Raw genomic sequence first — 25,831 nt, 5'->3', positions numbered from 1 at the left:
GAAGGGTCCGGAGTCCGCGATGGCGCTCTCACTCCTCAAGAAGATCATCCGATCCCTGATCGTCCTGGTGATCGTCAGCTTCGTGACGTTCTGCATGATGTTCGGGGACGGCCGTGGCATCGCTCGTGGTGTCCTGGGCTTGAACGCGACGGAGGAGAGCGTCACCGCTAAGGTGCACGAGCTCGGACTGGACCGGCCGTTGCTGGTGCAGTTCGGCGACTGGCTGGGCCACGTCGTCACCGGTGACCTCGGCACCTCGTTCTTCACCGGGCAGGGGGTGAACGATGCGCTGGCCACCCGGGTCCCGGTCACCCTCACGTTGATCGTCGTGACTCTGCTGCTGACCGCAGTCCTCAGCGTCCTGCTCGGTGTGGCCGCCGCGGTGAAGGGCGGGTGGATCGACCGGGTCGTGCAGTTCTTCTCGGTCCTGGGCACTGCGATTCCCGGATTCGTGGTGGCCATCGTGCTGGTGTTCCTGCTCGCCATCCAGTGGCGGGCCTTCCCCGCAACCGGCTACGTGCCCCCGGCCCAGGGAGCCGGACCGTGGATCGCCTCGGTGACCCTGCCGGTGATCGCGTTGCTCATCGGGTCGGTCGCCAACTCGGCCTCGCAGTTCCGCTCGGCCGTCCGAGAGACGCTGTCCCGCGACTTCGTGCGCACGCTGCGAGCCCGCGGTGTGGGGGAGCGGCAGGTGCTGTTCCGCCACGTGCTGCGCAATGCCGCCGGCCCGGGCATGACCGTCTTGTCCCTGCAGACGCTGGGCATGCTCGGCGGTGCGGTGTTCATCGAGCAGGTGTTCGCGCTGCCGGGCATGGGACAGCTGGCCAACGAGTCCGCCCAGCTGGGGGACGTGCCCATCGTGATGGGCACGGTGCTGGTGACCATCGTCATCGTCCTGGTCGTGAACCTCCTCGGCGATCTGGCGATCGCCGCTCTCAACCCGAAGGCGAGGAGCTGATGGCCGCCGAAACCACAGCAGCCCAACCGGTCGGCGCAGGCGCGCACGAGCGCACGAGTGACCAGCGCGGCATCGTGCGCCGCTTGCTGAGCAACCCGTTGGCCGTCGTCTGCCTGACCTACCTGCTGATCGTGCTGGTCGTGGGGTTGCTCAGCCCGTGGATCGCGCCGTGGGGACAGAACGTCACCGACCTGCCGGCCACCAACGCCCGTCCGGGATTTCCCGGGCACCTGCTCGGTGGTGACGGCTCGGGACGCGACATCTTCTCCCGGTTGGTCTGGGGGGCCCGGCAGACGGCTCTGGCCTGTTTGATCGTCCTGGTCGTCGCCACCGTGCTGGGGGTCACCAGCGGGCTGGTCGCCGGCTTCTACCGCGGCAAGTTTGACGCGACGGCCTCGTTGCTGTCCGACGTCATCATGTCGCTGCCGGGCATCGTGATGCTCATCGCGCTGTACGCACTCACCGGCCCGAACATCGTGGCGGCCATGGCGGTGTTCGGCGTGATCGTCGCCCCGGGGTACTACCGGCTGGTCCGTTCCATCGTGCTGTCGGTTCGCAACGAGCTGTACGTCGATGCGGCCAAGGTCGTCGGACTGTCCGACCTGCGCATCGTCGGCCGGCACGTCTTGTGGGCCGTCCGCGGACCGATCGTCATCCAGAGCTCCTTCGTCCTGGCCGCCGGCATCGGCATCGAGGCCGGCGTCACCTTCCTGGGGCTGGGCGACCCGACCAAGGCGTCCTGGGGCATCGTGCTGCAGGAGTCCTTCAACAACATCTTCCTCAACCCGCTGTCCATCGTGTGGCCCGCGGCGATCATCAGCCTGACGATCCTGTCGCTGATCCTGCTGGGCAACGCGCTCAGCGACGTCCTCGGTGCCTCCGGGCGTGTCTTGGTGGTCTCCCGGCGCCGCCGTCGCCAGCTCATCGAGAAGGCCCGGGCCGAGCGTGGCAGCGAGGTCGAGGAGTCCCGGCTGGTGGGCAGCTCCGACGACGTGGTCCTGTCGGTGCGCGGCCTGCGCATCGGGTACCCCCTCGGTGCACCCACCCCCACCGGGGTCCGCGAGGTCGTCCACGGCGTCGACCTGGACGTGCGCCGGGGAGAGATCCACGGCCTGGTGGGGGAGTCAGGGTCGGGCAAGTCCCAGATCGCCTTCTCCACCCTCGGGATCCTGCCCCGCGAGGCGCTGGTCCTGGCCGGCAGCATCCTGCTGGACGGCGAGGACCTCCTCGCCGCCGACGACGCGCTGCGCTCGGTCCGGGGACGTCGCATCGCCTACGTCCCGCAGGAACCGATGTCGAACCTCGACCCGTCGTTCACCATCGGGGCCCAGTTGACGTACGGGCTGCGGGCCGCGCGCCCGATGACCAAGGCGCAGGCTCGCCAGCGGCTGGTGGGGCTGCTGGAGCGGGTGGGCATCACCGATCCCGAACGGGTCATGAAGCTGTACCCCCACGAGATCTCCGGCGGCATGGCGCAGCGGGTCCTCATCTGCGGGGCCGTCGCCTCCGACCCGGACGTCATCATCGCCGACGAACCGACCACCGCCCTGGACGTCACGGTGCAGGCTGAGGTGCTGGAACTGCTGCGGGAACTGCGCGACGAGCGCGGCCTGGCGATGATCCTGGTCACCCACAACCTGGGCGTCGTCGCCGACCTGTGCGACACGGTCAGCGTGATGAAGGACGGCAAGATCGTCGAAAGCGCCGACGTCGAGGAGTTGTTCACCTCGCCCAAGACGGAGTACACCGCTGAGCTGCTGGCCTCCTCCCGCAGCGTCGAGGTCACGGAGGTCCGGCCATGACTGAACCTGCTCTGCACCACCCTCAGGCCTCGGAGCTCAACGGGCCGCTGCTGCAGGTCGAGAACCTCGTGGTCCGCTTCCCGGGGCGCCGCGGCAAGGAGACCACGGTCATCGACGACGTGTCGTTCGCGCTGAACGCCGGAGAGACGTTGAGCTTGGTCGGTGAGTCCGGCTCGGGCAAGACGACGATCGGGCGGGCAATTCTGGGGCTCGCCCCGGTCAGCGGCGGCACGATCCGGTTCCGGGGCACGACGATCAGCGGGGCCTCTCGCTCGGCGCGGCGCCAGGTGGCCCGAGACGTCCAGGTCGTGTTCCAGGACCCGTACTCCTCGCTGAACCCCGCGATGACGGTCGAAGACATCCTGGTCGAACCCCTGGCAGCGGTCGGGGTGGTCGACGGGCGGGCCAAGGTGCGCGGGCTGCTGGACGCGGTTGGCCTCCCTGCCGACGCCGGGCGGCGTTACCCGCGGGAATTCTCCGGCGGTCAGCGTCAGCGCGTGGCCATCGCCCGAGCCTTGGCGTTGGACCCGGCCGTCATCGTCTGCGACGAACCGACCAGCGCCCTCGACGTCACGACGCAGGCTCGCGTGCTGTCGCTGCTGCACGAGTTGCAGCAGTCCACCGGGGTGGCGTACCTGTTCATCAGCCACGATCTCGGTGTCGTCAACCGGATCAGTGACCGGATCGCGGTGCTGAACCGGGGACGGATCGTGGAGATCGGCCAGGCCGACCAGGTCGCCAACGCCCCGCGACACGAGTACACCCAGCGGCTGCAGATGGCCGCGCCCATCGCCGACCCGGTCAAGCAGCGGATCCGGCGAGAACAGCGGCTGGCGCTGCTCGCCCAACACAAGACGGCCTGAACGCTTCCGGTCACCGGCCGGCAACACCCTGGAGACGACGAACATGGCACAGCTCGCGGCCCCGACCACCCCGCGCATCGAGCACCGCACCGACCAGGACGCTGTCCTAGGCCTGGCGGCCGCCGCGCCCCGGCTGTCCTGGACGGTGCCCGCCGCCCCGGAGGGGTGGCGTCAGACCAGCTGCGAAGTCGAGATCAGCCGGGCCGGGGAAGTCACGGTGCACCAGGTGCACACGGCCGATCAGGTCCTCGTCCCGTGGCCGGCCGACCCGCTCAGCTCCCGCGAGCAGGCCCGAGTTCGAGTGCGGGTCTCAGGCGCCGACGGGGTGTGGAGCAACTGGAGCCCAGCGCGGACCCTGGAGGTGGGGCTGCTGAACAGCACCGACTGGACCGCACGGTTCATCAGTCCTGTCGGTCTGGGCGCCCTGCACATGCCCGCGCCCGTGCTGGCCGGTCGCCTCACCGTTCCCGGGCCCGTCCGCAGCGCCCGGTTGTTCGCCACCGCGCACGGGATCTACGTGGCCACGCTGAACGGACGGCCCGTCGACGACAGCGTGCTGGCGCCCGGCTGGACGTCCTACGAGAACCGGCTGCGGTACCACACCTACGACGTCACCGACCTCGTCGCCGAGGGCGAGAACCGGCTCGAGTTCCTGCTCGGCAACGGCTGGTACCGCGGGCGCCTGGGGTACATGCTCGACCGTGCCCTCTACGGCGACCGGCTCGCGGTGCTGGCTCAGCTGGAGGTGACCACCACCGACGGCGCCGTCCACACGCTGAACTCCGACGGGTCCTGGACCGCCCGGGAGAGCCAGGTCGTCGCCGACGACCTCTACAACGGGCAGCGCACCGACCTGCGCCGCGGCGCCGCCGGCGTCGAGACCGCCACAGGAACCGTTGAGGTCCTGGACCTCGACGTGGGCACCGTGGTGCCCACGGACCTTCCCGTCATCCGCCCGCTGCAGACCCTGGCCGCCCAGAAGGTCTGGACCGTGGCCCGGCATGCCCAGGTCAACCACGTCGTCGACTTCGGGCAGAACGCGGTCGGCTGGATCCGGTTGAAGGTCCGTGGACTGCCGGCAGGGAGCGAGGTGATCGTGCGCCACGCGGAAGTTCTCGAAGGCGACGAGATCGCCACCGTGCCGCTGCGCTCGGCCGAGGCCACCGACTCCTGGATCCTCGCCGGCCCTGAGGAAGTCGTCCTCGAACCCCGGCTGACTTTCCACGGCTTCCGCTACGCCGAGATCCGGGGCGTGCCCGATCTTCGCCCCGAGGACGTCGAGCTCGTCGTGCTGGGCACGGACCTGCGGCGCACGGGCTGGTTCTCCTCCTCCCACGAGCTGCTGGACCGGTTGCACGAGAACGTGGTGTGGAGCACGCGCGGCAACTTCATCGACATCCCCACCGACTGCCCGCAGCGTGACGAGCGCTTGGGGTGGACCGGGGACATCCAGGTGTTCGGCCCGACGGCCAGCTTCCTGTTCGACACCGCAGCCTTCCTGGGCAGCTGGCTGGTCGACCTGGCCGCCGAGCAGCTGCCCGACGGTTCGGTGCCGCACGTCGTGCCCGACGTCAACCGCAACGAGCTGGCCTTCACCCCGGCTGCGGCCTGGGGCGATGCTGCGACGATCGTGCCGTGGACGCTGTACGAGCGGACCGGGGACGTGGGCGTGCTGGCCCGTCAGCTGCCCAGCATGCGCGCCTGGGTGGACAAGATCGCAGGACTGGCCGGCCCGGACCGGCTGTGGGCCGGGGGCTTCCAGTACGGCGACTGGCTGGACCCCACCGCCCCGCCGGAGGAGGCCGAGAAGGCCATGGCCGACCCGGACGTCGTGGCGACCGCGCACCTGGCCAGATCGGCGCAGATCGTCGCCTGGGCCGCCGAAGTGCTCGGCCTGGACGACGATGCGCAGAAATACGCGGCACTGGCCGCAGAGGTGCGCGAAGCGTTCGCCGAGGCGTACGTGAGCCCGCAGGGCCGCGTCCACTCCGATGCGCAGGCGGTGTACGCCCTGGCGATCCAGTGGGACCTGCTGCCCACCGCCGCCCAGCGGCAGCTGGCCGGACGCCGGCTGGCCGACCTGGTCCGGACCAACGACTTCCGCATCGGCACCGGCTTCGTGGGCACTCCACTGGTCTGTGACGCGCTGGCCGCCACCGGGCACGCCGACGTCGCGCACCGCCTGCTGCTGCAGACGCAGTGCCCCTCGTGGCTGTACCCGGTCACGATGGGAGCGACGACCATCTGGGAACGCTGGGACAGCCTGCGCCCCGACGGCAGCATCAACCCCGGTGGCATGACCTCCTTCAACCACTACGCCCTGGGCGCAGTGGCCGACTGGATGCACCGCAGCGTCGCCGGACTGGCCCCGGCCGAGCCCGGGTACCGCCGACTCAGCATCCAGCCGAAGCCCCCCGTGGCGCTGACACACGCCCAGGCCCGTCACCTCACCCCCTACGGCGAGGCGGCCGTCGCGTGGGAACGCGCAGACGGTGAGTTCCGCTTGTCGGTGACCGTTCCCGTCGGCGTCCAAGCCGAGGTGCACCTCCCCGGCGCCGAGGAGGCGATGACCGTGGGCCACGGTGAGCACCACTGGCGCACTCCGGACCGGGTGACCGCTGCGGCCACCGACGAACCGGACTGGACCCGCGCCAGCATCCGGGACCTGCTGGACGACGAGGAGGCTTGGGAACAGCTCGCGGGTGCGGCGGTCGAGGCCGGCATCGTCCCCGACGCCGCGGCCGCTGCCTCACGGTTGCTTAAGTACCTGGATTCTCCCGCTGCGCAGGTGGGTTTCGCCTTCGTCCCCGACGACCGCTTCCAGGGCGCCTCGGCGGTCCGTCAGGCTGCCACCCGCATCCTGTCCGCCTGACCAGCACCACGATCGCACCACGCCCTCACCACCCGAGGGCCACAAGTTCGCTCGACGTCGTCGATCACCTCCCCGCACACGACTGAGGAATCATGCTCCCCCTGACCATCACCTTCGGCGAGGTCCTCGACGTTCCCGCCGGGCGGGCCGTCCTGCAGAAGTACCTACCGGACTTCGTCGCCGCCAACGCTGATCTGCGGTCCACGCTGGTAGGGGCCTTCACCCGGGTGGTGCCTGCCCTGCGCGACGATCCTGACCGGTACGCGCGCTTCCGCGCTGAGTTGGAGGCGGCGATGGCTCCCGCCCGGCACCGGGAGCACGTGCAGATCCAGCTGCCCCAGTTGACCGACGACGCGGGGGAGAACACCGCCGCGCGGTGGGAGGTCGTCGGCCAGCCCACGCAGTGGGGCGTCCTGGAGATCGAGCTCAGCGGCCCGGCCGACGGGAATCCCTTCACCGACGTCGAGCTCGTGGCGCAGTTCCAGGCTGGCGGGCGGGAGTGGACGGTCGGCGGCTTCTACGACGGAGCGGGCACCTACCGGCTGCGGGTGCTGGCCGAGGTCGCTGGCGAATGGTCGTTCAGCACCCGCTCCAACGTTGTGGAGTTGCACGGGATCACCGGCCGCGTACAGGTGGGCCCGGCGGCCCCTGGCGCCCACGGACCGGTCCGGGTGGACGGCTACCACTTCCGGTACGCAGACGGCACGCGGTACCGGCCGTGGGGGACCACCGCCTACGCGTGGAACCACCAGCCGGCGCCGCAGCAGGAGGCGACACTGCGCACCCTGGCGGAGGCGCCGTTCACGAAGCTGCGGATGTGCCTGTTCCCCAAGCACTTCGTGTACAACACCGAAGAACCCGAGCACCTGCCCTTCGTCCGCACCGCTAGCGGAGGCTACGACGTCACCCGGTTCGATGTTGCCTTCTTCCAGCAACTGGACACTCAGATCGCCGACCTGGCCGCCCGGAGGATCGAGGCCGACCTCATCCTGTTCCACCCCTACGACCGGTGGGGTTTCGCCGATCTGGGAGCCGCGACGGACGCTCACGTGGTCCGCTACGTGGTGCGCCGGCTGGCCGCCTTCGCCAACGTGTGGTGGTCCCTGGCCAACGAGTGGGACCTGCTGGTGAGCAAGACGGTCCAGGACTGGGACCGCATCGGGGAGCAGGTGGCGGCGCAGGACCCGCACGGGCATCTGATCTCCATCCACAATTTCGCCCAGCACTTCGAGCACTCCCGGCCCTGGATCACTCACGCCAGCGTCCAACGCACCGATCCCTACCGCACGACCGAGGAAACGCTCGTTCTGCGGCAGCGGTGGGGCAAGCCGGTGGTGTACGACGAGTGCGGCTACGAAGGTGACCTGGAGTTCGACTGGGGGAACATCTCCGTTCAGGAGATGGTCCGCCGGTTCTGGGAGGGTAGCGTCCGCGGCGGGTACGTCACCCACGGTGAGACGTACTGGGCCGCCGATGAGCAACTGTGGTGGGCCAAGGGCGGTCAGCTGCGGGGGAGCAGCGCTCCTCGCATCGCCTTCCTGGAGCAGGTCGTGGCCGACTCACCCAGCGGCGTGCTCGAGCCGACCGCCTCCGACTTCGACCTTCGCTGGGCCGGCGTCGAGGACGAGTACCTGGTCAGTTACCACGGGAGCGGGCGGATGCGGGAACGGCACGTACTGCTTCCGCCCGGCACCTGGCGCGTGCAGGTCCTGACACCTGGAACTGCACCGTCGAGGAGCTCCCCGGGCAGTACGAGCTCGCCGTGCACCTGCCGTTGTCCTCCGAGCCGTACCAGGCCGTTCGCCTGATCAAGGCGTGAGTGCGGCTCGAGGCCGAGGACACGGGTAGCCGCAGATGTACGCGCAGGACGGGAAGCAGGCGCAACGACAGGTGGACGCTGAAGCACACGAAGAGACCTCGGAGGGGTGGATCGAGCGGTTGACGGTCGAGCGGATGGTCGAGCCCCTCGCCGTCGCGGCCGATCGACCGGTCTTCGGGTGGACCCTGACAGGCACGCAGGACCCGGTGGGCTACGAGATCGTCGTGTCTGACGCCGACGGTGACATCTGGGCCTCGGGAGCGGTGCACTCCCCGGACCACATCGACGTGCCGTACGCGGGCACCGATCTGCGGCCGGGTGAACGGTACGGGTGGCGGGTCCGCGCGCTGACCGCGCAGGGCCGCACGCCGTGGGTGAGCTCCTGGTTCGGGACCGCGCCGGTACGAGCGGGGGAGTGGGACGCGCCGTGGCTGGTCCCGCAGCAGCCCCGCACCGTCCGGGAGCGGTACTCGATCGGCGACATCGTCGCCGGTTTCGCCGGCCCCGCTGAACCCCCGTCGCTGCGGCTGCATCCGCCCCGTCACGTCCGGCAGTCCATCGACCTGGTGGACCGTCCAGTCCGGGCGCTGCTTTCAGCGTCCGCGCGCGGCATCTACACCGCCGAGATCAACGGTCACGGACTCGAACAGGAGGTGCTCGCCCCCGGCTACGACGCCTACGCCTCCCGGCTGTCCTACCAGACGTACGAGGTCACCGACCTGCTGACCGCGGGCAGGAACGTCATCGGGCTGACCGTGGCCGACGGCTGGTGGGCCGGGCGGGTGGGCATCACCGGATCGAGCGCCCCCTACGGCGACCAGCTCGCCGTGACCTGGCGCCTGCAAGTGCAGTACGCCGACGGACGCCGGCAGGTGCTACGAGCAGGGGACACCGAGGCCCACGGGCAGCGCGGCGGCCACGACTACGCCGACCTGTTCATCGGTGAGCGCTTCGACACTCGCGCCGTCATGCCCGGCTGGTCGTCCCCGGGATTCCCCGCCACGGGGTGGGCGCCGGTGCAGGTCGAGACCAGCGGGCTGCAACAGTTGACACCCTTCGTCGGTGAACCGGTCGTGCGGACCGAACTCATCGAGCCGAGCGTGTCCGTCGGCGATGACGGCAGTGTGCTCCTCGACGCCGGTCAGGTCTTGGCCGGGCGCCTGCGGGTGAGGCTGCGCGCACCCCGCGACGCCGAAGTGACCTTCGAGCACTCGGAGGTCCTGACGGCAGACGGATCGTTCTTCGACAACATCGTCGGTCCCAACAAGGACCAGCTGGACGTCCTGGTCTGCGACGGCAGCCCGGAGCTGCTGTACGAGCCGGTGTTCACGTTCCACGGGTTCCGCTACGCGCGGATCAGCAGCAGCAGTGCCTTCGAGCTGTTCGATGCCCAAGTGGTGGTGCTCGGCTCGGACCTGCGCCCGACAACGACCCTCGTCACCTCCGATGAGCGGATCAACCAGCTGCACCGCAACATCGTGTGGTCCCAACGGGGCAACTTCCTGTCCATCCCGACGGATTGCCCGCAGCGGGAACGAGCGGGCTGGACCGGCGACTTCCAGATCTTCACGCCCACGGCGGCGACCCTGGCCGACATCCGGCAGTTCGCTGCTCGCTGGCTGGCGAACGTACGGGCCGAGCAGGGCAGTGACGGCAGTGTCCCCACCGTCGTACCGGTCATCCCGTCCATGCAGTCCCCGGGGGAACCGGTGGTGTCCGCCGCCGCGGGGTGGAGCGACGCGATCGTGATGGTTCCGTGGGCGTTGTGGCAGCGTTGCGCTGACCGTCGTGTGCTGCAGGAGAACTACGAGGCGATGCGACGGTGGGTCGACTACCAACAGCAACAAGCCGAGTGCGCCCTACCCGAACGCTACCCCGACGACCTGGACGACGACTCACGACGGCGGTTGTCCACGATGTGGAACACGGGGTGGCAGTTCGGTGACTGGCTGGCACCCAGCATCGTGGAGCAGGGTCTGGACCCGGTCCAGATGGCCGCTCCCAGTGTCAACAGCGAAGTCGTCGCCGCCATGTTCCACGCTCACAGCACCCGCTTGGTCGCCCAGGTCGCCGACGTCCTGGGGTACACCGACCAGGCGGAGGAGTTGTACCGACGGGCTGAGACCATCAGGGAGGCCTTCGCTCAGCAGTACGTCTCCGCTGACGGTCGGCTGCCGCTGCAGCTGCAAGGCCTCTACGTTCTGGCCTTGGCGTTCGAGCTGGTTCCCAGCGAACTGCGCCAGAAGATGGTCATCATCCTGAAGGAGCTGATCGAGGCCCGTGGCGGCCACCTCGACACGGGGTTCTTGTCGACTCCCTACCTGCTGGACGTCCTGTGGGACGCCGGGGAACACCAGCTTGCGCGCGATCTGCTGTGGCAGCCGACTGCGCCGTCCTGGCTCTACGCGGTCGACCACGGTGCGACGAGTGTGTGGGAGTCCTGGGAGGCGGTGGACCGGCACGGCAATCCCACCAGGTCCTCGTTCAACCACTACGCGTTCGGGTGCGTGGACGACTGGATGCTCCGTCGACTCGGAGGCATCGAGTCGTTGGCTCCGGGGTACGCCCGGGTCCGCGTCGCGCCTGACGCACATGGACCGCTCGAGTGGGCGCGAACCAGCGTCGACACCGTCAGGGGTGCTCTGCGCTGTGACTGGTCCGCGAGCGATGGTGTCATCCGGCTCGATCTGCACGTCCCGCCGGGAGTCAGCGCAGAGATCGACCTCGGGACGGGTGTGGAGGTCGTGGGCGCCGGCCGGCACGAACGTGCGGTGAGTCTGTGCACCGTGCAGCAGCCCTCCGCCGCCGCTGCCACCTCTGCCCCGTTGAGCTGAGTGATCGGGCACACTACGAGCAGGTCCGCAGCAGGACCGATCCAGGCCGACCAACCTGCGAGAACATCAGGTCATCGGCTTCGTCCAGAGCGTCAGCCGACGCCGTCGTGCGTTAGTCCGCGCACGACACGTGCAGCAGTAGTCAGTCTTGAAGTCCGGCGCCCTGTCGTCCGGCGCGACGGGTCAGGCCCGTCGTCAACCGGTTCGAGTCGGCGACGCCCGACTCGACCGGGACACCGTTCGACGATCGAGGACACCCGCATGGACACGACAGCCCCGTGGATGAACCAGCAGCTGCCGGCCGACGCCCGCGCCGACCTCCTGCTGGCCGAGCTCAGCCTCGACGAGAAGATGGCGCAGGTCTCCTGCTACTTCCCGGCAGACATCACCGACACCCACGACTTCGTCGAACGCTTCCCGCACGGAATCGGTGAGGTGTCCTGCCTCGAGGCGCGATCAGCGCTGACCCTGGACGAGGTCACCGCTTTCCAGCACCGCGTCCAGTCCGAGGCGATGCGTGGTTCAGGGCACCAGATCCCGGCGATCTTCCACATGGAAGGTCTGTGCGGCGCCTACCTTCCGGGTGCGACCAGCTTTCCCTCCGGACTGGGGCGGGCTGCGAGCTGGGACGTCGACGTGGAGGCCAGCGTCGGCGAGGTCGTCGGCAGGCAGGAGCGGGCTGTGGGGATCACCCACACCCTCGCCCCGGTCCTGGACATCTCCCGCGACCCGCGCATGGGGCGGCACGGCGAGACGTACGGTGAGGACCCGAGCCTGGCGGCCGCTCTCGGCGTCGCCTACACCCGCGGGCTGCAGCGCGAGGACGCGGACGGCCGGCGCACCGAAGCGGTGGCCAAGCACTTCGTGGGTTCACACCACACCGAGGGCGGCATCCACGGCGCGCACTGCAACGTCCCCGACCGCACGCTGGTGGAGGTTTACGGCAAGCCCTTCCAGGCCGCCATCACCCTCGGTGGTCTGCGCGGGATGATGCCTTCCTACAACTCCGTCGGCGGGGAACCCGTCTCGGCGTCCCCTCGGCTCCTCACGACACTGCTGCGTGAGCAGATGGGTTTCGACGGGCTGATGGTCTCCGACTACGGCGCGGTGGGGAACCTGCACACTGTCCAGCGCGTGGCGGAGTCCTTCGCGCACGCCGGCCTGGCTGCACTGCGCGCCGGCATGGACGTCGAGCTGCACGTTCCGCAGGGTTTCGGGGACGAGCTGCGCGGCTGGTTCGCGACCGGCCGAGCCGATGTGACGTTGCTCGACCGGGCCGTCCGCCAGGTGCTGACCGCCAAGTTCCGCATGGGGCTGTTCGAGCACCCCTTCGCGCCGTCCGCCCGGGAGCGGGACACCGTGTTCCGCGCCGCGGGGGACAGGGCGCTGGCCGTGCAGTCGGCTCGCGAGTCCCTGGTCCTGCTGCGCAACGACGGCACGTTGCCCTTGCGGCCGGACACCGCCCGCATTGCAGTGATCGGCTGCCACGCGTCGAGTGCCCGCTTCTTCTTCGGTGGCTACACGCACTACTCGATGGCAGAAGGCAAGCTGGCCGTGAACTCCTCGATGGCCGGGCTCACGACCAGCGGGGACGACTACCAGGCCATCACCGACACCGTCCCCGGTACCACCATCGAGTCCTCCGACGGGCCCGCCTACGAGGCGTTGTTGCAGCATCAGCAGCCCGGCATCCGCAGCCTGCTGGAGGAACTGCGGCTCCGCGTGCCCGGTGCTGAGGTGACGTGGTCCTACGGTTACCCGTTCGCCGGTGACGACGCCTCTGGACACGACGAAGCCCTCGCCGCCGCTGCGAAGGCCGACGTCGTGCTCCTCACGCTCGGGGGCAAGCACGGCACGGCATCCATCGCCTCGATGGGGGAAGGGATCGACGCGACGGACATCAACCTCCCGTCGTGCCAGGACGAGCTGATCGTCAAGCTCGCCACGCTGGGCAAACCGATCGTCGGCGTGCACCTGGACGGCCGCCCGATCTCCAGTGACGCCGCTGACCGCCACCTCTCGGCTCTGCTGGAGGCCTGGAGCCCGGCCGAGGGCGGCGCCGAGGCGATCGTCGACGTCCTGACCGGCGCACACGGTCCCAGCGGTCGCTTGCCGATCAGCGTCGCCCGCAACGCCGGCCAGGTTCCGGTGTACTACAACCACCTCCACGGGTCGGCGTGGCATCAAGGTGAGAGCGTCGGATTCCCCGACTACGTCGACGCTCCCCACACGCCGCGCTACCCGTTCGGCCACGGCCTGTCCTACACCAGCTTCGACTACACCGACCTGAGCCTGTCCCGGACCCAGGTGTCGGCCGAGGACACAGTCGACGTCACGCTCACCGTGTCGAACACGGGGACCCGGGCCGGGACCGAGATCGTCCAGTTGTACGTCGCCGACCCGTTCGCCTCGGTCTCCCGCCCCGTCCTGGAGCTCGCCGGCTTCCGTCGGGTCACCCTGGAGCCAGGTCAGGCGACCCAGGTCGACTTCCGGCTCAGCCTCACCCAGCTGGCCTTCCTCGACGCCGATCTGAAGTGGCGTGTGGAAGCCGGGGAGGTCAGGGTGCTGGTCGGTTCCTCCTCGGAGGACGTGAAGCTGACCGGGTCAGTGTTCATCGAAGCCGACGCCCTCATCGACGGAAGGCATCGCAGCTTCTACGCCGGGTGAGAACGCCCCCGGCCAGCCGGGACGGGCTGTCGGAACGAAGCTCCGGCCACGGTTCACTCAGTCGAAGTGCTGCTCCCCGGTGCGGTCGCAGGTCCGCCTGCACCGGAGCGCGCCCACGCACCGAGCGCACAGCACACCCGGACCCAGGCACGGCCTTCTCGCGCAGGCGCAGAACGACCAGACGGCATCTTGACGTCATCGAGCGATGGAGCAGCAATGGGGTCCGCGCAGTCGACGGCCGATGAGTGCAGGAACGGCGGGCGATCGAGGTGACGCGCGCTAGGACGGAGGGCGCGCCCAGCCGACCCCCGTGGCTGCTGTTCGCGACCCTGTGCGTCCTGGTGACGCTGGGGCCGCTCACGGTGGACCTGTACCTGCCTGCGTTTCCGCGGCTGCAGGAGGAGCTGTACACCAGCCCTGCGGCCGTCCAGCTCACCTTGACCGGGACGACCCTCGGTCTGGCGTTGGGGCAGTTGGTGATCGGTCCGTGGAGCGATGCGGTCGGCCGGCGGCTGCCTGCCCTGGTGGCCACCGCGGTGCACCTGTCCGCCAGCGTTGGGGTGGCGGTGTCCCCGGACATCGGCTGGGTCACGTTCTTCCGCGTACTGCAGGGGATCGGATCCGCCGGTGGGGCCGTCGTGGCCATGGCCGTGGTGCGCGACGCCTACTCCGGTGCACGGTTCGTCCACGCTCTGGCCCGCTTGTCCCTCATCGGCGGCCTCGCGCCCGTCATCGCCCCGACGGTCGGGTCGCAGTTGCTGCGCCTGGTCGACTGGCGCGGGCTGTTCCTGTGCGTGGCGTGCTTCGCGGTGCTCACGCTGCTGCTCACGACCATCGGGCTGCACCCGCCGGCGCGCCAGCCGTCCCCGGAGGGTTCCGGGGTGAGGGCCGTCGGCCGGCGCTACCGCACGGTGGTGGCCGACAAGGCGTTCGTGGGACTGGCCCTGGTCGGCGGGCTCGTCGTCTCGGGCGTCTTCGCGTACATGACCTCCTCATCGTTCCTGCTGCAGCAGGTCTACGGCCTGGGAAGCAGTGGATACAGCCTGGTGTTCGCCGCCAACGCGCTGGGTTTCGTCGCCGGGACGCAGGTGACAGCTCGGGTGGCGCTGAGGCGGATGACGCCTGTTGCGCTGCTGCTCCTGGCCGCCGCGGGACTGGCCCTTGCCGGCGCTCTGATCGTCCTGGTCGGCGTCGCCGGAGGCGGTGTGCTCTGGCTGGTGGCGTGCACGGTCCTCTTCCACCTCGCCGCCGGAGCCGTCGGCCCGTGCGTCTCCGTGCTGGCTCTGGCCCGGCACGGGGCACGCGCCGGAACAGCAGCAGCAGTCCTCGGCGCCGTCAACTTCGGATTGGCCGGACTCCTGTCGCCGGTGGTGGGGCTCGTGGGCGTCGGGTCAGCTCTTCCCGTGGGCACTGCGATGGCCCTGGTGGGGATGCTGGCGCTGTTGCTCCTGCTCCTCGTCGTGCGGCCAGCGGTTCGCGCCCGGCTGCACGCGGAAGGACAGGAGACGTCCGCCCCTCCGCAGCCGAGGAGGCCCGAGGCGGGCAAGCACTCGTCGTGGGGCGGCTGACACCGTCGAGAGGGAGCGCCGCCCTGAACGCGTGATCCATCTCGACGGGGTCAGCCGCGCCCCTCGGCACGTCCAGCCGCGCCCACAGCCCATCAGCACCACATGCAACGTCCCTCTGAATCCGATGGTGAGGAAACGCGATGACGTCCCGAACGCTGAACTCCGTGATCCGGCCCGGCGAGGTGTGGCTGGACACCTCCGGTCAACGGATCCACGCCCATGGAGGTTCACTGACCACTACCGATGACGGCCGGTTCGTCTGGTACGGGGAGAACAAGGAACGCACGGTCGCCGGTAGCGCCATCTGGCACTGGGGTGTGCGCGCCTACGTCTCGGACGACCTCGTGAACTGGGAGGACCGCGGGCTCATCATCCCGCCGGTGCTCGACGACTTGTCCTCGCCACTGCACCCCGAGCAGATGATGGACAGGCCCCACATCCTGCGCGACCCGGTGTCGGGGCGGTACGTGTGTTGGCTGAAGGTGATGGGACAGGGAGGGATGACACAGACCTCCACCGTCCTGGTTGCCGACGACATCTTCGGCCCTTACCGCATCGTGCGCACCGGGCTCCGGCCGTTGAACATGAGCGCCGGTGACTTCGACCTCGTGATCGACCCGTCCGACGGCAAGGGGTACTACTTCTTCGAGCGGGTCCACAGCGAGTTGATCTGCGCTGACCTGTCGGCCGACTACACCGACGTGACCGGGTACTACTCCACCCACTTCCCCCATCCGCACCCGCCGCTGGTGCGTGAGGCGCCGGCCTACTTCCGTCGCAAGGGGCTGCACTACCTCATCACCTCCGGAACATCTGGCTACCTGCCCAACCCCTCCGAAGTGGCCGTCGCGCAGACGTACCACGGGCCGTGGACCATGCTCGGCGACCCGCATCCAGGCGATGAGACCCGCACGTCGTTCCGTTCGCAGATCAGCTCGGTCTTCAAGCACCCGGGCAAGAAGGACCTGTACATCGCTCTCGCAGACCGGTGGCGCCCGGACCTCACGCCCGAGCAGTCCGACCGGCGCGAGCTCTACACGGCACGGTTCAGCGGGGCGATGGAGCACGAGGCTTTCGTCGAAGCGCTGGGACCCGCGCTGGACACAGCGGCGGACACGAGCCTGGCGGACTACGTGTGGCTGCCGATCCGGTTCGACGGTCCGGTGCCAGTGATCGAATGGCGCGATGAGTGGAGCCCTGCGGAGTTCGACTGACTGACGGTGGCGAAGAAACCGTCGTTGGGCCCCCTCGGGGGACGACCGTGCTGCGGTGGTCTTCGATGGCGCCACCACGCCGCACGGTCCGCCGCGAGTGAGCAGCTGGTGACGAGCGGCCCCGAGCCGTCGACCCACCCGCGGAGGTGATCTTGCGGGGTCCTCCCCGCAAGATCATCCCGGAGTGGTCAGGAGAACGGAGGGCGGGGCACCACGCGCTGCAGCTGCGTGACGTGGGCGGAGGTGAGTTCGGCGAGACTGGTGACCTCGAGGAGCTTCATGGTGCGGACGACCTGGTCGGACAGGATGGAGATGGCCTTGTCCACCCCGGCGCGGCCGCCGGCCATCAGGCCGTAGAGGTAGGCGCGCCCGATGAGGGTGAACTTCGCGCCCAGCGCGATGGCGGCGACGATGTCAGCGCCGTTCATGATGCCGGTGTCGATTGCGATCTCGGTGTCGCGCCCGACCTCGCGGACCACCTCGGGCAGCAGGTGGAACGGGATGGGGGCCCGGTCCAGCTGCCGGCCGCCATGGTTGGACAGGATGATCCCGTCGACGCCGAGGTCGGCCAGCTTGCGCGAGTCCGGGACGTTCTGGACGCCCTTCACGACGAGCTTGCCCGGCCACAGGGCGCGGATCTCGGCGAGGTCGTCGTAGGAGATCGAGGGATCCATGGCGTAGTCGAGCAGTTCGCCGACGGTACCCCCGGTCTCGGTCAGGGAGGCGAACTCCAGCTTGCGGGTGGTGAGGAAGTCGAACCACCAGGCTGGGCGGATCGCGGTGTCCAGCACAGTGGACAGGCTGATCTGCGGGGGAATGGAGAACCCGTTGCGCTTGTCGCGCAGCCGGGCCCCCGCCACGGGGGTGTCGACGGTGAACATCAAGGTGTCGAACCCCGCCGCGGCGGCGCGTTCGACCAGGCCGTAGCTGATCTCGCGTTTGCGCATGACGTACAGCTGGAACCAGTTGCGGCCGGTGGGGTTGACCGCCTTGACGCCCTCGATGGTCGTGGTGCCCAGGGTGGACAGGGTGAAGGGGATTCCGGCGGCGCCGGCGGCGCCGGCGCCGGCCTCCTCGCCTTCGGTCTGCATGAGGCGGGTGAAGCCGGTGGGGGCGATGCCGAACGGCATCGCGGACGGGCCCCCGAAGATCGTGGTGGAGGTGTCGACCTTCGAGACGTCGTGCAGGATCGAGGGGTGGAACTCCACGTCGCTGAAGGCCTGGCGGGCCCGGGCCAGCGAGATCTCGCCTTCGGCGGACCCGTCGGTGTAGTCGAAGGCGGCCTTGGGGGTGCGCTTCTTGGCGATGCGGCGCAGGTCCTCGATGGTCAGGGCCGCGTCCAGGCGCCGCTTCTTCGCATCGAGCTGCGGCTTCTTGAAGCCGACGAGGTCGAAGAGCTCGCGAGGGTTGGGGACCTGACGTTGCTGCCGGGCGCTGGTCATGGCGGTGGGAGTCCTCATCGGGGGTCGTAGCGGGTGACGTCGGCCGAGCGGGCGGCCACCGCACGCAGGTCTTCCAGGGCGGGGCCGATGTGGCCGTGGGCGCGGGCTTGGACGAGCAGGTTGCCCATCGCGGTCGCCTCGACTGGCCCGGCCAGCACCGGCAGCCCGGACCGGTCGGCGGTGGCCTGACACAGCAGGGTGTTCAGCGATCCGCCGCCGACGAGGTGGATCACCGAGACGTCGTGGTCGGCCAACCGCGCAGCGTCGGCGACGGCTTGGGCGAAGGCGACGGCCAGGCTTTCGATGATGCTGCGCACCACCTCAGGTTGGGACTGCGGGATCGGCTCGCCGTGGGCGCGGCACCAGTTGCGGATGCGGGCCGGCAGGTCGCCGGGGGGCAGGAACATCGGGTCGTTGACGTCGAAGATCCCGACCGGGCCGGTCACGGCCGCGGCCTCTTCCAGCAGCCCGGCCAGGTGGCTGGAGCGCTGACTGTCGGTCATGGCCGGCGTCCACTGTCGCTGGCTCTCACTGAGCAGCCACAGGCCCATCACGTTGCGCAGGAAGCGGGTGCGTCCGTCGACGCCGCCTTCGTTGGTGAAGCCGGCGACGCGAGCGTCGTCGGTCAGGACCGGATCCTTCAGCTCCAGCCCGACCAGGCCCCAGGTGCCGCAGGAGATGTACGCGAAGTCGGTCCCGGTGGCCGGGACGGCGACCACGGCCGAGGCGGTGTCGTGTGAACCGACCGTGACCACATCGAGACTGCGGCCGACGGCGTCGGCGACCTCGGGGGAGAGGTGGCCCAGGCGGCTGCCGGGATCGACCAGGCTGGGAAGCAGGTGCGGCCGGATGCCGAGCATCCGGGCCAGTTCGACGTCCCACTCACCGGTGGCTGCGCTGAGCAGACCGGTGGTGGAGGCGTTGGTCCGCTCAGCCACACAGGCGCCGGTCAGCCAGTAGGCGATCAGGTCTGGAATCAGCAGGACGCGGTCGGCCACCTCCAGCAGCGGTCCCTCGGTGGCCAGCTGGAAGAGCGTGTTGAACGGCAGGTGCTGCAGGCCGTTGCGGGCGAACAACTCGGTGGCAGGAACCTTGGCGTGGACCGTCGCGACCCCGGCCTCGTTCCGGGCGTCGCGGTAGTGGAACGGCATCCCTAGCAGGCGTGGCCCGGCCAGCAGACCGTAGTCCACCGCCCAGGAGTCGATGCCGACGCTGGCGATCTGCCCCGGGGCCAGCCGCTCGGCGGCGGCCAGGCCGAGCAGGATTTGGCGGTACAGCTCCAGGACGTTCCAGTGCAGGCCGTCGCGAGTGGCGACCGGGCCGTTGCCGAAGCGGGCGATGTGGCGCATCTGCAGCACCGGGCCCTTAGCCCCGGCTTCCAAGTGACCCAGGATGACGCGACCGCTGGTCGCGCCCAGGTCGACCGCGGCGTACGCCGCGGTCGACGGGCTGGTGGGGACGCTCATCGCAGGAAGGCGGCGGCGACGCCGGCGTCGACGGGCACGTGCAGGCCGGTGGTGTGCGACAGCTCGCCTCCGGTCAGGACGAACACGGCGTTGGCCACGTGCTCGGGCAGGACCTCGCGCTTGAGCAGGGTCCGCTGGGCGTAGAACTTGCCCAGTTCCTCCTCGGGGATGCCGTAGGTCTTGGCGCGCTGGGCGCCCCAGCCGCCGGCGAAGATCCCCGACCCGCGCACCACCCCGTCGGGGTTGACGCCGTTGACCTTGATGCCGTGCTCGCCCAGTTCGGCGGCCAGCAGCCGGACCTGGTGGGCCTGGTCGGCCTTGACCGCGGAGTAGGCGATGTTGTTCGGCCCGGCGAACACCGAGTTCTTGGAGGCGATGTAGACGATGTCCCCACCTAGGCCCTGCGCGATGAGGACCCGCGCGGCGGCCTGGGAGATGAGGAACGACCCCTTGGCCATGACATCGTGCTGCAGGTCCCAGTCACGCTCGGTGGTCTCCAGCAGCGGTTTGGAGATCGACAGGCCCGCGTTGTTGACGACGAGGTCCAGACCGCCGAAGGCCAGCACGGCTTCGTCGATCGCCTGGCGCACGGCCTCGGGGTCGGACACGTCGGCCGCGACCCCGATCGCCACGTCGGTACTGACCTTGGCGCCCGTGCCGTCGGCGATCTCGGCCGCGGCTTCCTGGGCCTTGGCCAGGTCCAGGTCGGCGATGACGACGGCGGCGCCTTCGGCGGCCAGCCGGGTGGCGATGGCCTTGCCGATGCCCGAGGCGGCGCCGGTGACCAGCGCGATCCGGGTGGCCAGCGGTGTCGGCTTGGGCATCCGGGCCAGCTTGGCCTCCTCCAGGGCCCAGTACTCGATGCGGAACTTCTCCGCCTCCTCGATCGGGGCGTAGGTCGACACGCCCTCGGCGCCGCGCATCACGTTGATCGCGTTGAGGTAGAACTCACCGGCGACGCGGGCGGTCTGGGCGTCCTTGCCGTAGGAGAACATCCCCACGCCCGGGACCAGGACGATGAGCGGGTCCGCGCCGCGGATGGCGGGGGAGTCACCGGTGGCGTGCCGGTCGTAGTAGGCCTGGTAGTCGGCCCGGTAAGCCTCGTGCAGCTCCTTGAGCCGCTCGACCGCCTCCTCGACCGAGGCGGTGGGCGGCAGGTCCAGGACGAGGGGTTTGACCTTGGTGCGCAGGAAGTGGTCGGGGCAGGAGGTCCCGAGAGCGGCCAGGCGCGGGTGTTCGGCGCGGGCGAGGAAGTCCAGGACGGCCGGGACGTCGCTGTAGTGCCCGACCTGGGGCTTGTCGTGGCTGGCGATGCCGCGGAGCACCGGGGCCAGCGCCGCGGCCCGGGCCCGCCTGGCCTCCTCGGGCAGCGCCTCGTAGCCGTCCAGGACCGGGCCGAAGGGTTCGGGGCGGGAGTTGGCCGCCAGGTAGGCCTCGGCGGTCTCGATGATCCAGCGGGAGTTGGCCTCGGCCGCCTCGCTGGTCTCGCCCCAGGCGGTGATGCCGTGCCCACCCAGGACGGTGCCGATCGCCTGCGGATGCGCTTCCTTGATCGCGGCGATGTCCAGGCCGAGCTGGAACCCGGGCCGGCGCCAGGGCACCCAGACGACCTTGTCCCCGAACACCTTGGCCGTCAGCTCCGGGCCGTCGGCGGCGCAGGCGATGGCGATGCCGGCGTCGGGGTGCAGGTGGTCCACGTGCGCGGCCTCGACCAGGGCGTGCATGGCGGTGTCGATGGAGGGGGCCGCCCCGCCCTTGCCGTGCAGGCAGTGGTCGAACGCGGCGACCATCTCGTCCTCGCGCTCGACCCCGGGGTAGACGTCCTTGAGCGCCCGGACGCGGTCCAGCCGCAGCACGGCCAGGCCCTTCTCCGTCAGGGTGCCCAGGTCCCCGCCGGAACCCTTGACCCACAGCAGGTCGACGTCGGCGCCGGTGACCGGATCGGTCGCGGTGCCCTTGGCGGAGGTGTTCCCGCCGGCGTAGTTGGTGAACCGCGGATCGGCGCCCAGCGCGTTCGACCGTTTGATCAACGCGGAGACGGCTTCATGAGACATGTCAGTGCGTCCTTCGGTGAGGGGGAGGCCCTGGGCGCGGGTGGGCGCGGGTGGGCGCGGGCGGGTGCAGATCAGGCACCGGGGAGTGGGCGTGCTGCTCCTGCCTCCTCTGCCCGGTCGATGAGGAGGCAGGAGCGGTTCAGGTGGGTCAGGCGCCCCATCCGGCCTGGGTGCCGCCGACGCGGTCGGTGGCGATCTGCCGCAGGTAGCCCGAGGCCTTGAACGCGGCCATCGGGTCCGGCGCCAGACCCATCGACTCGCGCAGCTCGGCCAGCAGCGGCCGCACGTCGGTGTGGTAGGCGTCCATGAACACGTCGTTGGCGCCCAGCACGTCCCCGGCGCGCTGCGCGGCGCTCAGCGCCTCGCGGTCCACCAGCAGCGCCTTGGCGGTGGCGGCCTGGACGTTGGTCACCGAGCGGATCTGGCCGGGGATCTTCTCCTCGACGTTGTGGCACTGGTCCAGCATGAAGTTCACCCCGGTACCGGCCGGATCCCAGGCGATGCCGGGTCCGTGAGCCGGCTTCAGGGCGTCGGCGCGGACGATCTCGTACATGATCCGGAACAACTGGAACGGGTCGGCCGCCCCGGCCATCAGGTCGTCGTCGGCGTAGAAGCGGGAGTTGAAGTCGAACGCCCCCAGCCGGCCGGCGCGCAGCAACTGCACCACGATGAACTCGATGTTGGTGCCCGGGGCGTGGTGGCCGGTGTCCAGCACCACCTTGGCCCGCTCACCCAGGGCCAGGCAGTGCAGCAGCGAGGTGCCCCAGTCGGGGATGTCGGTGGCGTAGAAGGCCGGTTCGAAGAACTTATACTCCAGCACCAGTCGGTGGTCCTCGTCCAGCAGGGCGTAGATCTGCTGCAGCGACTCCGCCAGCCGCTCCTGCCGGTCGCGCAGGTCGTCCTGGCCGGGGTAGTTGATCCCGTCGGGCAGCCACAGCTTCAGCTCCTTGGAGCCGGTGGCGTGCATGACCTCCACGCACTGGGCGTGGTGGGCGATGGCCTTGGCCCGCACCGCCGGGTCCGGGTGGGTCAGCGAGCCGAACTTGTAGTCGTCGTCCTGGAACAGGTTGGCGTTGATCATACCGATGCTCACGCCCTGGTCGGCGGCGTGGGCGGCCAGCTTGCCGTAGTCCTCCACCAGGTCCCACGGGATGTGCAGCGAGACGCGGGGGGCGATGCCGGTGTAGGCGTGCACCTGGCCGGCGTCGGCGATCTTCTCGAACGGGTCGCGCGGGGTGCCGGGGCTGCCGAACACCTTGAACCGGGTGCCGGAGTTGCCGAACGCCCAGGACGGCAGCTCGATGGTCTGAGTCTTCAGGCGCTCGATCACCTGGGACTGGATGGAGGACACGTCGCTCCTCTACTCATCATTGATTCGTTTCAAGTCCGAGCAATCATGCCGGACGCCACCAATTGTGTCAAACGTTCTACAACTGATCGCACTGCAAAGAGCGTTGATCGCTTGACGTACCGAGTCGGCACACCTAAGTTCCGTGGAACGTTGTACGTGCGGCCGGTAGAGCTCGGCCCTGAATCCAACACTGCTGTTGGAACGAGGAGAAGCCATGCCCCTCCACCACGACTCCCCGCCCTCTGACGCATCTGCAGCTGAGGCATCCCCCTCAGCTGCTCACGGGGAGCAGCGGCCCACGCGCAGGACGGCGGTGGGCCTCTTCGCCGGATTGACCGCGGCCGGTGCGCTGAGCGGAGTGAGCGCCTCGCCGGCCGCCGCGGTGGCCACGACGTCGCGCGGGTCGCGTGATTTCTTCGCCACTCCCGCAGCCGCCCTGGTGCGTCCGCTGGGGACTGTGGCCGCCGACGAGGGCGCTCCTACCCCCGTCCCGTACCGGGGCCTGCCCGGTCTGGGGGTGCCCCTCGGCGGCGTTGGGGCCGGCTCCTTCATGGTCAACCAGTGCGGAACGTTCGGTCCCTGGAGCTTCGGTGGTCAGCAGGGCACCAGCTGGGAGACGCGCACGCTGCCGCAGGCCGCCTTCCACGTACGGGAGCAGGTGGCGGGGCAGGCACCCACCGTGCGGACCCTGGCGGTCGACTCGCCCGTTGATCCGGCAGATGGTCAGCCCGTCTGGCAGTCACCGCTGCCGGCGTGGAACCGGCTGCAGCCGGGGGAGGGCGAGTACGCGGCCCTGTACCCGTTCGGGTTCATCACCTACGAGCCCTTCGCCACCGACGTCTCCTTGCGCTTCTACTCGCCGATCGAAGCCGGGGAGGATCGCCGGACATCGCTGCCGGTCGCCTACTTCGACGTCCGGCTGGCCAACCACACCGCCCAGCGGCGCCGCCTGTCGGTGATGTTCACGATGCCCAACGCCCCGGCGCACGTGCCCGGCACCCGAGCCGACGAAACCGTTCCGGCGGGAGTGCCGTCGGTGCGCCAGGGGTTCAGGGGTCGATACGACGCCGCTGGATCGGTCCGAGCGGTCACCTTGTCCGCGCGCGACGCGGCCAACACCGAGGACAGCGACCGCTCGGAGTGGACCATCGCCGCGAAGGTGGGCCGCGGGCAGCGGTTCTCCTGGACGACGTCCTGGAACGCCGACGGCGACGGTCTTGACGTCTACCGACCCTTCCAAGACACCGGGGACCTGCCCGGGACGGCACTTGACGACTCCTACTCCGCCGCCGCGGTGTGCGTGAGCCTCGACCTGGCCCCCGGCGAAGTCGTCGTGGTGCCCTTTGTACTGGCGTGGGACTTCCCGAAAGTCGTGTTCGCCGACGGCGGCACCGTGTGGATGCGCCGGTACACGAACTTCTACGGCGCCAAGACGACGAAGACCAACGAGTACGTGGACGGCAGCTACCCCTTCGGCCGGGGCTTCGCCATCGCCCAGGATGCGCTGCGGGACGCCGAGGCGGCAGTCGCCGCGGTCCGCCGGTGGTGGCAGCCCATCGCCGACTGCTCGTCCTACCCGGCTCTGTTGCGCTGCGCCGCGCTCAACCAGCTGGCCGAGCTGGTCTGGAACAACTCGTTCTGGGAAGGTGGCCTCGTCCGCCACTCCGCCGTGGCCACCGGCTTCACGGGGCTGGGGGCCGGCCAGCACTTGAACGCAGACGTCCGCGACAGTCACCTGTTCGGCATCCAGGACACCATCGCCGGCGGTGTCTCGGGCATGGGGGGTACGACCTCCATCCAGGTCTGGAACCACCGGCCGTACTTCACGCTGTTCCCCAATCTGCTGCGCGACAGCATGCTGGCCTCGATGGAGACGGTGCGTCGGTCGCCGAACGGCAATGCGCACGACCTGTACACCGCGACTGGCAATCCCTTCATCACCTTCGGCAACGCGCAGGACGCGTTCATCCAGGGCGGCACCGACTCCCGGCCTCCCGCACCGGGCCGGTCGCAGTGGCTGGACAGCCCCGGCAAGTTCGTCCTGCAGTGGTACGCCTACGCGCAGACAACCGGAGACGACGGCTTCCTGCGTCGTGCCTGGCCCGTCATGAAGACGCAACTGGCCTGGCTGAAGGGCACGATCCCCGCGGGATCGCTGCTGCCCTCCGACGCGCCGCTGTTCAACAACCCCTACAACGCCATCCCCCAGGGCCCGGGGCCTGCCTTGATCAACAGTGGCTTCTACCTGCTCATCCTCACGACGATGATCGCTGCGGGGACCCGGCTGAAGGCGGACCGGGCGTATGTCGCGGGTCTGCAGAAAGACCTGGATGCCGCCCGCAAGGAGTTCGAAGCGACGTTCTGGGATGAGAAGGCGCGGCACTACCGGTTCTCGACCGGGGGCCTGTACCCGGACGCGGTCACCGTGGGCGCCTTCCTGAGCCAGCACCTGGCCCGTACGTACGGGCTGCCTGACCTGGTCGACCCTGAGCACCAGCGGACCGAACTGCTCGAGCACCACGTCGACCTCCTGGCGTCGAACGCTGAAGGGGAGGTCATCGGCGCTCCGCTGCTGTCCCGAGCCGGCGGCTTCACCGGGCCGGACGGTACATCGCCCGTGGAGGTCGACTGGGTCATGGTCGGCGACAACTTCACAGCCGCCGCTGACCGGATCGATGCCGGCCACCGCTTCCGCCTGCCTGAGCTGGTCCAGTCCGGGCTGGAGCTGGCCGAAGCGGTGGCGACCCAGATCTGGAGCCGTCCCGGTACCGGCCTGGCCTTCGCCGCCCCCTGGTCCTGGTTGCCCGACGACGCCCGACACTACGTCTACCCCGGGTATTCCCAGGCCCTAGCGGTCTGGGACGTTTTGCACGCCATCAAACCCATCACGCCTTCGCGCTAGACACCACTACGGTTAAGTC

15 protein-coding genes and 1 pseudogene are annotated in these 25,831 nt (G+C 69.6%); 11 read left to right on the top strand and 5 right to left on the bottom strand.

Annotated elements, in window-relative coordinates; genetic code table 11:
• Positions 1-19 precede the first annotated feature (19 nt).
• From ACRYR2_RS05300 to ACRYR2_RS05255, 10 genes and pseudogenes are all read left to right on the top strand, one after another.
• Entirely contained in the window at positions 20-958 is a 939-nt protein-coding gene (locus ACRYR2_RS05300) for an ABC transporter permease (protein ID WP_432561785.1), read from the top strand.
• Entirely contained in the window at positions 958-2,760 is a 1,803-nt protein-coding gene (locus tag ACRYR2_RS05295; RefSeq protein WP_432561784.1) for a dipeptide/oligopeptide/nickel ABC transporter permease/ATP-binding protein, read from the top strand. Before ACRYR2_RS05300 ends, ACRYR2_RS05295 begins: the two co-directional genes overlap by 1 nt.
• Positions 2,757-3,623: an ABC transporter ATP-binding protein gene (locus ACRYR2_RS05290; protein ID WP_432561783.1), complete on the top strand. Its 867-nt coding sequence runs from the start codon at positions 2,757-2,759 to the stop codon at positions 3,621-3,623. Before ACRYR2_RS05295 ends, ACRYR2_RS05290 begins: the two co-directional genes overlap by 4 nt.
• A gap of 43 nt (positions 3,624-3,666) precedes the next feature.
• The gene (locus ACRYR2_RS05285) at positions 3,667-6,495 is read left to right on the top strand and encodes a family 78 glycoside hydrolase catalytic domain (protein ID WP_432561782.1); all 2,829 of its coding nucleotides are present in this window, start codon (positions 3,667-3,669) and stop codon (positions 6,493-6,495) included.
• A 92-nt stretch (positions 6,496-6,587) separates the two neighbouring features.
• Positions 6,588-7,031: pseudogene (locus ACRYR2_RS05280) on the top strand (DUF5060 domain-containing protein); the annotation flags it as partial.
• Positions 7,032-7,978: 947 nt separating this feature from the next.
• Positions 7,979-8,314: a DUF5605 domain-containing protein gene (locus ACRYR2_RS05275; RefSeq protein ID WP_432561825.1), complete on the top strand. Its 336-nt coding sequence runs from the start codon at positions 7,979-7,981 to the stop codon at positions 8,312-8,314.
• Positions 8,315-8,385: 71 nt separating this feature from the next.
• Positions 8,386-11,148, top strand: a complete 2,763-nt coding sequence (locus tag ACRYR2_RS05270) for an alpha-L-rhamnosidase (RefSeq protein ID WP_432561781.1) — start codon at positions 8,386-8,388, stop codon at positions 11,146-11,148.
• 261 nt (positions 11,149-11,409) lie between these two features.
• Positions 11,410-13,815: a glycoside hydrolase family 3 N-terminal domain-containing protein gene (locus ACRYR2_RS05265; protein ID WP_432561780.1), complete on the top strand. Its 2,406-nt coding sequence runs from the start codon at positions 11,410-11,412 to the stop codon at positions 13,813-13,815.
• Positions 13,816-14,084: 269 nt separating this feature from the next.
• The gene (locus ACRYR2_RS05260; RefSeq protein WP_432561779.1) at positions 14,085-15,383 is read left to right on the top strand and encodes a multidrug effflux MFS transporter; all 1,299 of its coding nucleotides are present in this window, start codon (positions 14,085-14,087) and stop codon (positions 15,381-15,383) included.
• A 140-nt stretch (positions 15,384-15,523) separates the two neighbouring features.
• Positions 15,524-16,597 carry a family 43 glycosylhydrolase gene (locus ACRYR2_RS05255; RefSeq protein ID WP_432561778.1) on the top strand — a complete coding sequence of 358 codons (1,074 nt, stop codon included), beginning with the start codon at positions 15,524-15,526 and terminating at the stop codon, positions 16,595-16,597.
• A 188-nt stretch (positions 16,598-16,785) separates the two neighbouring features.
• Here the strand turns inward: ACRYR2_RS05255 and ACRYR2_RS05250 are convergent, their stop codons facing one another.
• From ACRYR2_RS05250 to ACRYR2_RS05230, 5 genes are all read right to left on the bottom strand, one after another.
• A complete protein-coding gene (locus ACRYR2_RS05250) occupies positions 16,786-18,057 on the bottom strand; it encodes an alpha-hydroxy acid oxidase (RefSeq protein ID WP_432561777.1) in 1,272 nt (423 codons plus the stop codon).
• Entirely contained in the window at positions 18,054-19,505 is a 1,452-nt protein-coding gene (locus ACRYR2_RS05245) for a rhamnulokinase (protein ID WP_432561776.1), read from the bottom strand. The genes ACRYR2_RS05250 and ACRYR2_RS05245 overlap by 4 nt, the downstream gene beginning before the upstream one ends.
• A complete protein-coding gene (locus tag ACRYR2_RS05240) occupies positions 19,502-21,559 on the bottom strand; it encodes a bifunctional aldolase/short-chain dehydrogenase (RefSeq protein WP_432561775.1) in 2,058 nt (685 codons plus the stop codon). The genes ACRYR2_RS05245 and ACRYR2_RS05240 overlap by 4 nt, the downstream gene beginning before the upstream one ends.
• A gap of 148 nt (positions 21,560-21,707) precedes the next feature.
• Positions 21,708-22,910: an L-rhamnose isomerase gene (gene rhaI, locus ACRYR2_RS05235; RefSeq protein ID WP_432561774.1), complete on the bottom strand. Its 1,203-nt coding sequence runs from the start codon at positions 22,908-22,910 to the stop codon at positions 21,708-21,710.
• 279 nt (positions 22,911-23,189) lie between these two features.
• Positions 23,190-23,333 carry a hypothetical protein gene (locus ACRYR2_RS05230; protein WP_432561827.1) on the bottom strand — a complete coding sequence of 48 codons (144 nt, stop codon included), beginning with the start codon at positions 23,331-23,333 and terminating at the stop codon, positions 23,190-23,192.
• On the opposite strand from ACRYR2_RS05230, the gene ACRYR2_RS05225 reads away from it, so the two are divergent.
• Positions 23,269-25,812, top strand: coding sequence for a GH116 family glycosyl-hydrolase (locus tag ACRYR2_RS05225; RefSeq protein WP_432561824.1), 2,544 nt, complete (start codon positions 23,269-23,271; stop codon positions 25,810-25,812). The genes ACRYR2_RS05230 and ACRYR2_RS05225 overlap by 65 nt on opposite strands.
• Positions 25,813-25,831 lie beyond the last annotated feature (19 nt).

The sequence above is a fragment of the Kineococcus deserti genome (assembly GCF_050871945.1).
In the GTDB taxonomy this organism is placed as follows: domain Bacteria; phylum Actinomycetota; class Actinomycetes; order Actinomycetales; family Kineococcaceae; genus Kineococcus.
Note: the sequence above shows the minus strand (reverse complement) of the source record. Positions and strands in the feature narration are given on the sequence as shown.

What these genes read in the sequence shown, in the direction of transcription:
- ACRYR2_RS05265 (WP_432561780.1), top strand. Translation starts at nt 11,410, where the DNA reads ATGGACACGACAGCCCCGTGGATGAACCAGCAGCTGCCGGCCGACGCC.
- ACRYR2_RS05240 (WP_432561775.1), bottom strand. Translation starts at nt 21,559, where the DNA reads ATGTCTCATGAAGCCGTCTCCGCGTTGATCAAACGGTCGAACGCGCTG.
- ACRYR2_RS05290 (WP_432561783.1), top strand. Translation starts at nt 2,757, where the DNA reads ATGACTGAACCTGCTCTGCACCACCCTCAGGCCTCGGAGCTCAACGGG.
- ACRYR2_RS05250 (WP_432561777.1), bottom strand. Translation starts at nt 18,057, where the DNA reads ATGAGGACTCCCACCGCCATGACCAGCGCCCGGCAGCAACGTCAGGTC.
- ACRYR2_RS05285 (WP_432561782.1), top strand. Translation starts at nt 3,667, where the DNA reads ATGGCACAGCTCGCGGCCCCGACCACCCCGCGCATCGAGCACCGCACC.
- ACRYR2_RS05295 (WP_432561784.1), top strand. Translation starts at nt 958, where the DNA reads ATGGCCGCCGAAACCACAGCAGCCCAACCGGTCGGCGCAGGCGCGCAC.
- ACRYR2_RS05245 (WP_432561776.1), bottom strand. Translation starts at nt 19,505, where the DNA reads ATGAGCGTCCCCACCAGCCCGTCGACCGCGGCGTACGCCGCGGTCGAC.
- ACRYR2_RS05300 (WP_432561785.1), top strand. Translation starts at nt 20, where the DNA reads ATGGCGCTCTCACTCCTCAAGAAGATCATCCGATCCCTGATCGTCCTG.
- ACRYR2_RS05255 (WP_432561778.1), top strand. Translation starts at nt 15,524, where the DNA reads ATGACGTCCCGAACGCTGAACTCCGTGATCCGGCCCGGCGAGGTGTGG.